The organism is Asticcacaulis sp. AND118 (assembly GCF_020535245.1).
Lineage (GTDB): Bacteria > Pseudomonadota > Alphaproteobacteria > Caulobacterales > Caulobacteraceae > Asticcacaulis.
On sequence record NZ_CP084910.1, the window covers coordinates 2542534 to 2555569 of the forward strand.

Annotated in this window: 12 protein-coding genes; 6 read left to right on the forward strand and 6 right to left on the reverse strand. The window is 61.6% G+C overall.

Annotation, left to right across the window (positions count from 1 at the left end; genetic code table 11):
* Window positions 1-13: 13 nt before the first annotated feature.
* The 5 genes from LH365_RS12200 (at window position 14) to LH365_RS12220 (ending at window position 7013) form a co-directional block, all read left to right on the forward strand.
* Complete coding sequence (locus LH365_RS12200; RefSeq protein WP_226743907.1) at window positions 14-1027, forward strand: LacI family DNA-binding transcriptional regulator; 1014 nt, start codon at window positions 14-16, stop codon at window positions 1025-1027.
* A gap of 390 nt (window positions 1028-1417) precedes the next feature.
* Entirely contained in the window at window positions 1418-4204 is a 2787-nt protein-coding gene (locus tag LH365_RS12205; protein WP_226743908.1) for a TonB-dependent receptor, read from the forward strand.
* Window positions 4205-4272: 68 nt separating this feature from the next.
* Window positions 4273-5772 carry a tryptophan halogenase family protein gene (locus tag LH365_RS12210; protein WP_226743909.1) on the forward strand — a complete coding sequence of 500 codons (1500 nt, stop codon included), beginning with the start codon at window positions 4273-4275 and terminating at the stop codon, window positions 5770-5772.
* A gap of 126 nt (window positions 5773-5898) precedes the next feature.
* Entirely contained in the window at window positions 5899-6606 is a 708-nt protein-coding gene (locus LH365_RS12215; RefSeq protein WP_226743910.1) for a response regulator, read from the forward strand.
* Between the two features lie 224 nt (window positions 6607-6830).
* Entirely contained in the window at window positions 6831-7013 is a 183-nt protein-coding gene (locus LH365_RS12220; RefSeq protein WP_226743911.1) for a DUF1328 domain-containing protein, read from the forward strand.
* A gap of 52 nt (window positions 7014-7065) precedes the next feature.
* On the opposite strand, the gene LH365_RS12225 is transcribed toward LH365_RS12220, so the two are convergent.
* A complete protein-coding gene (locus tag LH365_RS12225) occupies window positions 7066-7908 on the reverse strand; it encodes an alpha/beta hydrolase (protein ID WP_226743912.1) in 843 nt (280 codons plus the stop codon).
* 70 nt (window positions 7909-7978) lie between these two features.
* Here LH365_RS12225 and LH365_RS12230 point away from each other — a divergent pair, with 70 nt between their 5' ends.
* Window positions 7979-8476: a MarR family winged helix-turn-helix transcriptional regulator gene (locus tag LH365_RS12230; protein WP_226743913.1), complete on the forward strand. Its 498-nt coding sequence runs from the start codon at window positions 7979-7981 to the stop codon at window positions 8474-8476.
* Here LH365_RS12230 and LH365_RS12235 read toward each other — a convergent pair.
* The 5 genes from LH365_RS12235 to LH365_RS12255 all read right to left on the reverse strand — a co-directional run bounded on the left by LH365_RS12235 (window position 8473) and on the right by LH365_RS12255 (window position 13028).
* Window positions 8473-9261, reverse strand: coding sequence for a response regulator (locus LH365_RS12235; protein WP_226743914.1), 789 nt, complete (start codon window positions 9259-9261; stop codon window positions 8473-8475). The genes LH365_RS12230 and LH365_RS12235 overlap by 4 nt on opposite strands.
* A 144-nt stretch (window positions 9262-9405) precedes the next feature.
* Window positions 9406-9897: a methylated-DNA--[protein]-cysteine S-methyltransferase gene (locus tag LH365_RS12240; RefSeq protein ID WP_226743915.1), complete on the reverse strand. Its 492-nt coding sequence runs from the start codon at window positions 9895-9897 to the stop codon at window positions 9406-9408.
* Between the two features lie 30 nt (window positions 9898-9927).
* Window positions 9928-10680, reverse strand: a complete 753-nt coding sequence (locus LH365_RS12245) for a sensor histidine kinase KdpD (RefSeq protein ID WP_226743916.1) — start codon at window positions 10678-10680, stop codon at window positions 9928-9930.
* Window positions 10681-10809: 129 nt separating this feature from the next.
* On the reverse strand, window positions 10810-11307 hold the full coding sequence (locus LH365_RS12250) for a hypothetical protein (protein ID WP_226743917.1): 498 nt from the start codon (window positions 11305-11307) through the stop codon (window positions 10810-10812).
* A 128-nt stretch (window positions 11308-11435) separates the two neighbouring features.
* Window positions 11436-13028, reverse strand: coding sequence for a response regulator (locus LH365_RS12255; protein WP_226743918.1), 1593 nt, complete (start codon window positions 13026-13028; stop codon window positions 11436-11438).
* Window positions 13029-13036 lie beyond the last annotated feature (8 nt).

The following is a 13036-nucleotide window of genomic DNA, read 5'->3' on the forward strand; positions in this document are numbered from 1 at the left end:
GGAGGACTCGCCAGTGCCACCCCGGCCCCGCCTTCAGGATATTGCCCGCATCGCCGGCATGTCGGTGGCCACCGTGTCGCGGGCCCTGTCCGACTCGCCGTCGGTCAACCGCGTCACCAAACGCCGCATCTGGTCCATTGCGCGCGAGCACAACTATTTCGCCGACGCCGACGCGCCGGTGCCGATGTCGGGGGCCAACGCCACCATCGCCATCGTCATCCCGCCGCCGCACGGCCGCGAAGGGCGTTTTTCCGACCCCTTCTATCTCGAAATGATCTCGGATGTGGGCGAAGCCGCGCGCGACATGGGTTGCGACCTGCTGCTGTCGCACCTGACGCCCAAGAACCAGCACGACCTGTCGTCGCTGATGCACAATATCCGCGCCGACGGCGTCATCTTTCTGGGGCAGTCCTATCTGCACGAACGCTTCAACCACCTAATGAAGTCGCATCGCAACTTCATCGTCTGGGGTGCCGAGATTCAGGGCCAGACCTATTGCAGCGTCGGCTCGGACAATCTGCACGGCGGCGCGCGCGCCACGGCGCATCTGGCGCGGCTGGGGCGCAAACGCATCGCCTATCTGGGCGATGTCGGCGAAGCGCCGGAGATGAAGCAGCGCTATCAGGGCTATCTCAACGCCCTGACCGAGGCGGGGCTCGACTTCGACCCGCAACTGATAGTCCCTTGTCACTTCGAGATGGAGTCGGCGCAGGCCGCCGTCACCCACCTGCTATACAAGGGCATCGCCTTCGACGGCATCTTTTCCGCCTCGGACATCATCGCGCTGGGGGCCATCAAGGGTCTGACGCGCGCCGGCCTCAAGGTGCCGCAGGACGTATCGGTCGTCGGCTACGACAATATCCAGCTCGCCGCCTATGCCCACCCCATGCTGACCACCATTTCGCAGGAACTGGCGCGCGCCGGCCGGCTGATGGTGTCGAAGCTGCTGGGGTCGCTGAACGAGGGCGAAATGCTGTCTGAACGCCTGTCGACCGAGTTGGTCGTGCGTGAATCCTGCGGCGGTTGAAACACAGGTTTCCGTTACGGAACAATGTTAGCGCTATCGTAAAATTTGCAGATTTTTGTAAAAATTTGCATTAAATTGCAAAAATAAAATCATCGATATTTAAACAGCGCGCCTCGCATTTTGCTCGCAAATGCGAGAAAACAAGGCCAAATTCGTCTTATTATCGCACAAATGGCCACAAATCGTAGCATTAGAGCCACAAACATCCTGAAAGCGCAGCGTAAAACACGGCAGAATTTTTCACTCAGTTGCAAAAAAATTAACTCCGTGTCATAGAACCGGCCAACACGGTCCGACAGAGACCGGTTTGAGAAGTCAGGGAACCAGAGCGTTGCCACGCGAACCAGAAGTGTTTGCGATCAATAAGAACAGTCAGGAAGGCTCTACATCATGAAAACTGGACACGGCACGTTCCGCCGCGCCACCCTGCTGTGCAGCGGGGCGGGCATTGCGCTCGTCACCTCGCTGGCACTGTCCGCGCCCGTCATGGCGCAGGACGCGCCCGCCGCGCAGCCCGAAGGTGAAGTTACCGAGGTGGTGGTCACCGGCATCCGCCGCGGCATCCAGAACGCCATCGCCACCAAGAAGAACAATTCGAGCATCGTCGAGGTCGTTTCGGCCGAAGACATCGGCAAACTGCCGGATCAGTCGATCGCCGAATCGATCTCGCGCCTGCCCGGCATCGCGGCTCAGCGCACCAATGGCCGCGCCCAGACCCTGTCGATCCGCGGCCTCGGCCCGGACTACACCGTCACCACGCTGAACGGCCGCGAACAGGTGTCGACCAACGACAACCGCTCGGTAGAGTTCGATCAGTACCCGTCGGAACTAATCTCTCAGGTGCTGGTCTACAAGACGCCGAACGCCTCGATGGTCACGCAGGGCATTGCCGGCACCGCCGATCTGCAAACCGTGCGCCCGCTCAGCTATGGCCGCAAGGTCATCGCGCTCAACGCGCGCAAGGAGTACAATTCCGAGGAAGCCGCCGTCGGCGGTCTGACCAACGAAGGCGAGCGCTATTCGATCAACTATGTCGATCAGTTCTTCGGCAAGACGCTGGGGGTCGCGCTCGGCTACGCCCACACCAAGTCGCCTTATCAGTTGACGCGTCTTGAGCCCTGGGGCGACGGCGACATGCCGACCCTCAGCAGCGGCGCCTTTGTGCCGGGCGGTCAGAAGAGCGCGGTTCAGTCTTCCAATCTCGAACGCGACGGCTATATCGCCGTGGTCGAGTGGAAGCCCAACGACCGCCTGCACATGACCTTCGACGGCTATTATTCGGAGTTCAGCGAACTCCAGAAGATCGCCCGTCTGGAATATCCGCTCTACTGGAGCTCGGCGACACTTCAGCCCGGCTACACCGTTACCGACGGCTATGTCACCAAAGGCGTCTTCACCGGCGTGAAGACGGTCGTCGAAAACTATACCAACAAGCGTGAATCGACGGTTCAGGCGCTGGGCTGGAACACGGTCTACCGTCTGAACGATCAGTGGGCGCTGACCGCCGACCTCTCGACGCAGAAGGTCGAGCGCGACGACATCATCATCGAATCCACCGCCGGCACCGGCCCGTCGGGTCAGGGCGCGACCGACACCATCACCTTCAATCAGGTGGGTGACAACCACGCCTATGTTCTTCAGGGCGTCGTCAACTATGCCGATTTCAACACCATCTACCTGACCGATCCCGGCGGGTGGGGCGGCGTGACCAACCGCGCGGGCTTCTTCCGCGCGCCGCACGTCGAGGACGAGATGGACATCGTCAAGCTGGCGGCCGATCGCACCCTTGACAGCGGCCTGTTCTCCAAGGTGAGCATCGGCTTCAGCCGCAACGACCACACCAAGTCCAAGGCCGAGGTGGCCGCCTATATGAGCCTCAACGGCGTGGACAAGCTGATCGTGCCGGAGAAATACCGTCTCGGCGTCACCGACGCCTCCTTCCTCGGCAATACGTCGGGCATGATCTCCTACGACTCGCTGGCCATGTATCGCGACGGCCTGTTCAAGCTGACGGAATCGAATGACGCCAACGATGTCCGCCGCGACTGGAGCGTCTCGGAAACCATTGATGTCTGGTACATCAAGGCCGATATCGACACCGCGCTGTTCAACATCCCGGTTACCGGCAATGTCGGCATCCAGCGCCAGAAGACGACCCAGGCCGCCACCTCGACCTTCATCAGCGATACCGGCAACCGCCTGGTCACCGATGGCGACGAATATGGCGACACCCTGCCCAGCCTGAACCTGAACTTCCAGGTCGCGCCCGATCTGACCGTCCGTTTCGGTGCCGGCACCACCATCGCCCGCGCCCGCATGGACGACATGGCGTCGGGCACCACCTATGGCGTCCTGCTCAATGCGGACCCGGCGGTGCAGTTCGGCGGTCAGCGCATCTACTGGCAGGGCGGCGGCGGCAACGCCCAGATCCGTCCGTGGAAAGCCAATGCCTTCGACCTGTCGGTGGAAAAATATTTCGGCCGCAAGGGCTATGTGTCGGCGGCGGTCTTCTATAAGGACCTGACCTCCTTCATCTATAACCGCACGGTGTTCAAGGACTACACCGGCGCAGCCCTGCCCTCGACCTGCTATGTGTCGGGCTCCAACAACACGGTGAAACGCCTCGACACCGGCGGCAACTGGGTGTGTGCGGCCGCCGACGCCAACCGCATCGGCACGACCTCGGCCCAGGCCAACGGTCAGGGCGGCTGGATCAAGGGTCTGGAACTGACGGTTTCCGTACCCGGCGAGATCATCCACCCGGTGCTCGACGGTTTCGGGGCCATCGTCACCGCTTCGTTCAACGACTCGGAGATCAATCCGTCGGGTGCCGCCGTCATCCCGGTGCCGGGCCTGTCGGAAAAGGTCATCAACACCACGCTGTACTACGAAAAGCACGGCTTCTCGGCCCGCGTGTCGAGCCGCTACCGCGGCAACTTCACCGGGGAGGTGCCGGACTATACCAACGCCCTGCAAAACCGCACGGTGCGCGAGGAAACCGTGGTCGACGCCCAGATGAGCTATACGTTCGAGGACGGCCCGCTGAAGGATCTGGCCGTCAGCGTCTCCGGCTCCAACCTGACCAACGAACCCTTCTACCTGTACAAGGGTAATAACGTGGTCAAGGAAGAGAAGTACGGTTCGACCTACCTCGTGGGCGTCAGCTACAAGTTCTGATCGCGCCCAAAAGTCTGTATCCTGCGCCTGCCGGTCCCTCCGGCAGGCGTTTTTTGTAAGGGATGAAAATGAACGGACAACCTTTAAAGCGCATCGTCATTCTGGGCGGCGGCACCGCTGGCTGGCTGTCAGCGGCCATGCTGACCCGCGTGGTGCGCAAGAGCGTCGAGATCGTGCTGGTCGAGTCGGACGAAATCGGTATTGTCGGTGTCGGCGAAGCGACCATTCCACCCTTGGTCAACCTGTTCATTTTTCTCGGCATCCCCGAAGCCGAAATGCTGTCGCGGGTGCAGGGCACCTACAAACTCGGCATCGAATTCGTCAATTGGGGCCAGAAAGGGGAGCGCTATATCCACGCCTTCGGCAATCCGGGCCGCGACCTCGGCATTGTGCCCTTCTATCAATACTGGCTGAAAGCGCAGGCCGAAAGGCGTGGTGGCGACCTGTGGGACTACAGCCTCAATGCGCAGGCCGCTTTCGCCAATCGCTACGCGCCGCTCAAGCAGATCGACGGCGGCATTGAGGGCCTCACCCACGCCTGGCACTTCGACGCCGGCCTGCTGGCGCGTTACCTGCGCGCCGGCTGCGAAACGCAGGGCGTGATCCGCAAGGAGGGCAAGGTCACAGGCGTCAATCTGCGCCCCGAAGACGGCTTCATCGCCTCGCTCAATCTGGAAAGCGGCGAGACGGTCGACGGCGACATGTTCATCGACTGCTCAGGCTTTCGCGGCGTGCTGATCGAAGAGGCGCTGGAGGCCGGCTATGAAGAGTGGAGCCACTGGCTGCCCAATGACCGCGCCATCGCCGTGCCGTCCAAAAATACTGGCCCTCTGCTGCCCTATACGCGCGCCACGGCGCATACGGCGGGCTGGCAATGGCGCATCCCGCTGCAGCACCGCATCGGCAACGGCCACGTCTTTTCATCAGGCTTTATGGGAGAAGACGAAGCCACGCGCATCCTGCTCGATAATCTTGACGGTCAACCGCTGGCCGATCCGCGCACCATCCGCTTCACCACCGGCCGGCGGCGTCAGACCTGGGTGAAGAACTGCCTGGCTCTGGGGCTGGCGTCGGGTTTTCTGGAGCCGCTCGAATCGACCAGCATCCATCTGGTGCAATCGGGGATGACGCGCTTTCTCAAGCTCTTCCCCGATACCGGCTTCAATCCCCTGACCATCGCCGAATATAACCGCCAGACGTCGCACGAATACGAACTGGTGCGCGACTTCATCATCCTGCACTATCACGCGACCCGGCGCAGCGACAGCGACTACTGGAACCATTGCCGCACCCTGTCCCTGCCCGACAGTCTGGCGCATAAGATCGCCTATTTCCGCGAACATGGCCGCCTGCGCATCGAGGAGGCCGACCTGTTCCGCGAATCGAACTGGGCGCAGGTGCTGATCGGTCAGAATATCCTGCCTGCCCACGCCTCACCGCTCACCCATGCGGTCGAAGACGCGGCGCTGAACGACTACATGGCCAATATAAAGCGCCTGGTGGCCCATGCCGTGACAGGCCTGCCAACCCACGCGGACTTCATCGCGCGTCATTGCAAGGCGAGTTGATCTTCGTACTGTGCATTTAAACGCCGCCATCGACGTGCACATTTAATTTTTATTTTTGGAACGCTACCCATAAGGCCATAGTAAATACGGGTTTTAACACCCTCATTGCCTGCTGAGAGACGCCTTATGATCGAAAAGAAAAACACTATTCTTGTGGTCGATGATGAAGACGAAATCCGCAAGATGCTGAACATCTTTCTCGACGTGGCCGATTTCAAGGTCGTGGAGAGCGAGAACGGCAAGCAGGCTATCCGCCTGTCGGCCTCGGTCAAACCCGACCTGATCCTGCTCGACCTCGGCCTGCCGGATATCGACGGCAAGGAGGTCATCCAGACCATCCGCCAGTGGTCGAACGTGCCGATCATCGTCCTGACCGCCCGCTCCGAAGATATGGACGCCGCCCCGGCCCTCAATCTGGGTGCGGACGATTACGTTACCAAGCCGTTTTCCGCCGAAGTGCTGCTGGCGCGCATCAACGCCAACCTGCGCAAGTCGGTCGTGCGCGAAGTCGGTGAGCCCGACGTCGTCAACGGCCCGATCCGCATGGATCTGGTCCGCCACGAAGTGTTCATCGAGGAAAAGAAGGTGCCCTTCACCCCGAAGGAATACGACCTTCTCCGCTTCTTCCTCGTCAACCGCGGCCGCATGCTGACCCACAAGCAGATCCTCAAAGAGGTTTGGGGTCCGGCCCACGTCGACGACACTCAATATCTGCGCGTCTACATCGGTCAGGTGCGCGAAAAGCTGGAGACCAAGCCAGGGCTGTCCAAGTCCATCGTCTCGGAATCCGGTATCGGTTACCGCATGGAAATCGTGGCCGAAGCTACGGCCTGATCACGTCCCCGGATCAGCCGTACCGGTTTCCCCCGACCGTTGCTGGCCACATCCCTGCGAAGAAACGGCGGCCTCTCCCCGGAGGCCGCCGTTTGATTTTGTGCGCTCCATCCCTCGCATAACCGCCTTATCCGGCCTTTACACGGTCTGCATTTACCCGTTTTGTATCCTTACGCTCACCTCGCCAGAATGAACTCAGACGCAAACCCCGTGGAGAGTTATCAATGCTGAGATGGGTCATCACCTTCTTTATTCTGGCGGTTGTCGCCGCCCTGTTCGGCTTCACCGGCCTCGCCGGCACCTTTGCCGATATCGCCAAGTTCATCGCCGTGATCTTCGTGGTCCTGTTCATCGCCGGTCTGGTCTACAGCGCCATCACCGGACGCAGTTCAACACCCCGATTGTAGCCAACACCCGCATTCGGACATGTTGAAAACCCCGCCCCACCGGCGGGGTTTTTTATTGCGCAGCCAGGAAATCGACGGCGGTCTGCACCGTTTCTTTCGCATAGAGGATGCGGCGGTGGCCCAGCCCCGGCAGCGGATGCAGGGTCACATGATCGCCCGCAGAGGCGAAGCCCTCGGCGCTGAGGAACAGCACCTCCTGATCTTCCGGGGCGTGCAGGATCAGGGTCGGGATCGGGTGCTGCCGCAGAATCTCGTCGCCCATGAAGGCTTCGACCGGGTGGCCGGTCAGGCGTTTGACATGGCTCTTGAGGTGCAGCGCGGCTTCCGGCGACATTTCGTGACGGCGTGCGAAAGTGTCGAAGACGCGCGGCATGGAACACGGCGCCGCGATCAGCACCAGCCGCCCATAGGTCAGGGGCGCCAAATCACCGACCATGTCCGACAGGGCCGAAAAGGCCACCGCGCCGCCGAAGGAGTGCGCCACGACGCCTTGCCACGGTCCCGTGGCGGCGTACAGGGCGTGCAGGGCTCCGACGCCCAGCGGCACGTGCAGCCGGTCGCCGTCGGAGCGCCCGTGCCCCGGAAAATCCAATGCCAGCACGTCGAACCCTTCGGCCAGCAGCGGCTCGACAAAAGCCGTCATCACCGCCGCCCGCCCGGTCCAGCCGTGCAGCAGGACCACGGTCCCGCGTCCCGCGCCCGTAAATCGATAGGCCTGAAGTTCGCCGCCCTGAAATGGCACGCGGAAGGCCGCGGCGGCGCTCAGCCGTTCCTCGACCCGCGCCATGCTCTTTTCCGCCGCCTCGATCAGGGGCTCAGGCGTGCAGAAAACCTCGAACAGGCGGTCGGCCTGCTCGGCTGGCGTCTCGGCCAAAGACTCAGATTGCACGAACATGGGCTGCCCTCTATTCTGTTCAAGACTGAACCATAATTAGTTCATAGTTGAACAAATCGCAAGGACGGAAATGACGGCCGACGAAACGCCCTCTCAGGTTTTGGCGACGACCGATAAGATGCCGTGGGATCTGCCGCGTTTCCGCAACTGGATCGCGGTGGCCCGCGCGCACCAGATGGTTGAAAAGACGCTGAACGCCCGCCTCGCCCCGCACGGCGTGCGCATTGCTCATCACGACATTCTGGCCAATATCTACCGCTTTGCGGGCCTGACACAGAACGAACTGGCCCTGCGCCTGCTGGTCGGGCGATCGAACCTGTCGATGCTGCTGCCCGAACTGGAAAAGCGCGGGCTGATCGAACGCCGCAGCGATGAGGCCGACAGGCGCGTGCGGCGGCTGTGGCTGACCGATAGCGGACGGGAATTGACCGAAAAGACTCTGGCCGTGCAGGCGGGCGTGGTTACCGACATGATGACCATTCTCAGCGACGCGGAATGTCAGGCCCTGGGCGACTATATGCGCCGCATCAGCACCGGCATGGCGCAATGGGCGCAGGAGGCCGATTAGGCTTCCACGAGCACCGGCGTCTTGACCAGACGATCGACCAGTTCCAGCAACTGCCGCCCCTCGAAGGGCTTGGCGATGCGCGCATTGGCCCCGATGCGCGCGGTGGCGTTGAGCGCATCGGTTTCGCTGAGGTGCCCGTCCAGCCCCGCCGACATGGCGATGACCGGCACCGACGGCCAGGTCTGCTTGATATAGCTCATACCCTTGATGCCGCCCATGCCGGGCATGAAGACGTCGCACACCACCAGATCGACGTGGGCAATGTCGACATCGCGAAACGCGGCCTCCATCGACTCGGCGTCCGACACCCGATAACCGCCGAATTCCAGCGCCCCGCGGATAAAGCTGCGCAGCGTGCGGCTATCCTCGATGACCAGCACGTGGGTCTTGCGCGTGCGCGTCGCCAGATCCTTGAAGGCGGTCTGGAAGATGCGGCGCACGTCGTTTTCGCCGAAGGGCTTGCGCAGAATGAAATCGGCCCGCGCCTGCCGCGCCTTGCGCAACGTGTCCTCGATGCTTTCCTGCGACGAGCCGGCGGTCATTAGGATGATCGGGGCCGTGCCGCTGCGCTTGCGGAAGGCCTCGATATGGGCCAGCCCGTTGGTCGTGCCGACGAAAATGTCCATGAACAGGGCCTGCACCGAAAACGAGTTCAGCGCCTCATAACCTTCGCGGAAGGTGGGAAAATGGATATGGCTCCAGCCCGGCTGTGCGGAAATCAGGCGGCCGATCATCTGCGCCTGAACGGAACTGTCCTCGATGATCAAGGCGGTAGAGTCGGTCATGAAGGTCCTGAGAGATTTATCTGTATGCGGAGGCACTATCGCACCGGCCCACGTGAATCTCGTCTGGCCAATACTGAACGCTGGGGTTCATACCGTACCCTAAAGTGCCCCTCTTAAACCTTCGTAACCAGGTCGTCGTTTTTCTTACAAAAGCGCGCCACGCGCTTCGTGATGCAGCAGCCAGGCCTTGGCTTCCAATCCGCCGGCAAAGCCGGTCAACTTGCCCGACGCGCCGATAACGCGATGACACGGCGCGATAATCGATACCGGATTGCGCCCGTTGGCTGCGCCCACGGCCCGCACCGCCGCCGCATTGCCCAACTGCCGGGCGATGTCGCCATAGCTGCGCGTTTCACCGAAAGGGATTTGCGTCAGGGCGCGCCATACGGCGACCTGAAAGGGCGTGCCGCGGAAATCGAGCGGCACGTCGAAGGTGGTGCGACGTCCGGCGAAATAATCCCTGAGTTCCGCCTCGGCCTGATCCAGAAACCTATTAGCAGGGTCTTCGCGCATCTCGCCCAGCACGACGCGGCGGGGATTGTCATTTACCCACAAAACGGCGCGCAGGCCCGTGTCCCCGGCAACGATGGTCAGCCGGCCGACCGGCGAAGGCAGATAACGAAAGACGAGACTCATACGCGCAATCTAGCCGACCTGCTGTCAGAATTAGACAGCAGCCTCGGCGGTTTGCAGCGGCACGTAAAGACTGAATACCGCCCCGGTTTCGGGGTGGTTGCGCACCTCGATCCGACCGCCCAGTATGGTCATGATCAGCTCGGCGATGGATAGGCCCAGACCCGTCCCCGCATTCTGCTGATCCTGTTTCTGCAGGCGGGTGTATTTGCTGAAGATGGCGCGCATCTTGTCGGGCGGGATGCCGGGTCCGTGGTCGCGCACATGCACAAAGGCCTCGTTTTCCGATGCGCCGTAATCGATATCGACCACCGGAGTCTTGCCCGTATGCTTAAGCGCGTTTTCGATGATCAGCCCGACCACGCGCGACATCAGCACCGTATCGGTGCGGAAGGCCTCGCCCCCGCCCAGATCGTGCAGGCGAATCTCGCCCTTGTCCTTGAGCGGCCCCAGGCGCGTGATGGAGTCGCGGATCAGCGGCGTCAGATTGGCCGGTTCCTCGCGCAGCTGAACGGCGCGGCTTTCCAGCTTGGCCATGTCGAGGATATTGGTGATGAACTTATCGAGGCGGTAGGCCTCCGACAGGGCGGAATTGATCAGCGAGCGCCGCTTCTCTTCCGAGAGCTTGGCTTCGAGCAGGGTGTAGACTTCCAGCGACCCGATAATGGTCGCCAGTGGCGTCTTCAGATCATGGGATACGGCGGACAACATCTGACGATACAGCGCTTCCTTGAGTTGGGCCTCTTCCGATGGATCGCTCCCCAGATCCGGTTCCACCTTGCTCACCCTAACCTCTGCGTCCATTGCCCACCCCTCAAAGGGTACACTTGCTGTCAGAGTCATATAGCATGCCGGCGAACAAGGCCAAGTTAAACCCCTGATCGATCGTCAAAAACAACCGTCAGGTGACTGATTTTATGCCGTCTGCATGAACTGCCCGCGCAGGGCGGTCTGCAAACGTGTGATGCGCCTAAGCGCACGATTCAGTTCGTCGATCAGACGGCCTTGATCGGGAGTGGCCACCTGACCGCCCTCGTCCTCCAGCCGCAGGTAGTCGTCGAGTTGCGCCGCCAGTTGCACGCGCGCGTCCTCCAGCATGGTCAGGCCGGTTTCGCCAAGCTGACGCGCGGCTTCCAGACCTTCGGCATAACGCGTGGCCCAGGCGTTGAGGCGCGAAATCTGCGCCTTGACGTCGCTTTTCAGATGGACGGTTTCGACACCTGTCAGCAGGTCCTCAAGATCGCTCCTGAGGTTCATCGCATCCTCGATATCGAGGCTGAAATCGACCGGAACAGCCGCCGACTGCGCGTTCCCCGGCCCCGCATTCGGGGCCTCATAAGCCGCCGCTTCAGACGACGGATCGGCGGGGTTGGCGTCGGTCGCGGCACTATGGCGTTCGAGAGACTCGGACATGGGATTTCTCCTTGTCCTCAGAGCCTAGTCCTACGCTTACAAGCGGTCAGTGCGGAGCCTTCAACACCCTGTAAAGGAACGATAAAAACTTGAAATCTCTTGATTTTGCGCTGTTCCAGTACGGCACATCAGGCCGGAGACAAGGCCCTGAGTTTCTGCGCCAGAAGGCCCGGTTGAATGGGCTTCGACAGATAGTCGTCCATCCCCGCCTCGATGCAGCGTTCACGATCTCCGGCCAGAGCATGCGCCGTCACTCCGATGATCTGATGCCGGAAGCCGCGTGCCGCCTCCATCTCGCGGATGCGCCGGGTCGTCTCAAAACCGTCCATTTCATGCATCTGCACATCCATCAGGATGGCATGATAATAGGCGCCGACGGACTCCAGCCGCTCCAGCGCTTCGGGGCCGGACTCCGCGGCATCGGCCTCATAGCCCATCTCTTCCAGCATCAGGGTCGCCACCATCACATTGGGGGCGTAGTCTTCAACGATGAGCACGCGCGGACGCTCGCCCGACGCCGGCGCGGGCACCGGCGGCTGTTCATCCACGACCGGCGCAGGCACGGCCGCCGGCAGGCTCAGACGCACGCTGAACAGCGAGCCTCGCCCTTCCTGGCTCTCGACCGAAATTTCGCCGCCCATGACATCGACCAGCGCACGCGCGATCGACAGGCCCAGCCCCGATCCGCCGAAGCGCCGCGTGATGGAGGCGTCAGCCTGGGTGAACTTGTCGAAGATCTGGCTGCGCTTGGCGTCGGGGATGCCGATGCCCGTATCGCGCACGCAAAGGGTCAGGTCGACCATGTCGCCCCCCGTTTTACCGACGTGCGTTTGCGCTTCGCCGGTCAACTCGATCTCGCCGCGCGCCGTAAATTTCAGCGCATTGGAAATCAGGTTCATCACGATCTGCTGCAACCGCGTGCGGTCGCCGCGCACCGATACGCCGCGCGTATTGTCGGTCAGGGCGAAATCCAGCCCCTTGCGCTCGATATGCTGCGCGAACATCATCCGGAGGTCTTCGAGCACGTCGGCGGGCCGGAAGGCCGTCATTTCCAGTTCGATGCGGTTGTCTTCGATACGCGAAATGTCCAGCAGATCGTTGATCAACCGCAGCAGCAGTTGCGCATTGGTGCGCAGGGTTTCGACGATGCGGTACTGATCGTCATTGAGCGACGACTTGATGAGAATGTCCGATAGGCCCGTCACCACATTGAGCGGCGTTCTGATTTCGTGACTCATGGTGGCGAGGAAGTCGGTCTTGGCCTGAGACGCGGCCTCGGCGCGCTCCTTCGATGCCTGAAGCTCCTGCCGCTGGCGCTCGTTCTCGCGCAGCAGACGCTCCTTGGTGAAGGCCGCCTGCATGACGGCGGGCAGCAGGTCGAGATAGGCCTGATTGATGTCCTTCACCGCATAGTCGGCGGCGCCCAGTTCCATGGCCTCCAGCGCGATGGCTTCGTCGCCGCCGGCGGTGAGGATGATGACCGGCGTCGAATCCTCACGCGCCTTGAGGACTTTCAGCATCTCGATCCCGTTCATGCCGGGCAGGTTGTAGTCGAGCAGGACCAGATCGAAGGCCTGCGCCAACAGACGCTCAAGGCCCGCTTCGGCGGTTTCCGCCAGATCGACCTCAAGATTATGACGGCGGAAGCGCTTCTGCAGCAGGCGGCCCAGCGCCTCATCGTCCTCGATGTACAGAATACGGGTCAGGGCAGGATGGGACATAGGCATAT

What these genes read in the sequence shown, in the direction of transcription:
- LH365_RS12225 (WP_226743912.1), bottom strand. Translation starts at nt 7,908, where the DNA reads ATGTTCGTGCAATCTGAGTCTTTGGCCGAGACGCCAGCCGAGCAGGCC.
- LH365_RS12250 (WP_226743917.1), bottom strand. Translation starts at nt 11,307, where the DNA reads ATGTCCGAGTCTCTCGAACGCCATAGTGCCGCGACCGACGCCAACCCC.
- LH365_RS12240 (WP_226743915.1), bottom strand. Translation starts at nt 9,897, where the DNA reads ATGAGTCTCGTCTTTCGTTATCTGCCTTCGCCGGTCGGCCGGCTGACC.
- LH365_RS12215 (WP_226743910.1), top strand. Translation starts at nt 5,899, where the DNA reads ATGATCGAAAAGAAAAACACTATTCTTGTGGTCGATGATGAAGACGAA.
- LH365_RS12205 (WP_226743908.1), top strand. Translation starts at nt 1,418, where the DNA reads ATGAAAACTGGACACGGCACGTTCCGCCGCGCCACCCTGCTGTGCAGC.
- LH365_RS12255 (WP_226743918.1), bottom strand. Translation starts at nt 13,028, where the DNA reads ATGTCCCATCCTGCCCTGACCCGTATTCTGTACATCGAGGACGATGAG.
- LH365_RS12230 (WP_226743913.1), top strand. Translation starts at nt 7,979, where the DNA reads ATGACGGCCGACGAAACGCCCTCTCAGGTTTTGGCGACGACCGATAAG.
- LH365_RS12210 (WP_226743909.1), top strand. Translation starts at nt 4,273, where the DNA reads ATGAACGGACAACCTTTAAAGCGCATCGTCATTCTGGGCGGCGGCACC.
- LH365_RS12220 (WP_226743911.1), top strand. Translation starts at nt 6,831, where the DNA reads ATGCTGAGATGGGTCATCACCTTCTTTATTCTGGCGGTTGTCGCCGCC.
- LH365_RS12235 (WP_226743914.1), bottom strand. Translation starts at nt 9,261, where the DNA reads ATGACCGACTCTACCGCCTTGATCATCGAGGACAGTTCCGTTCAGGCG.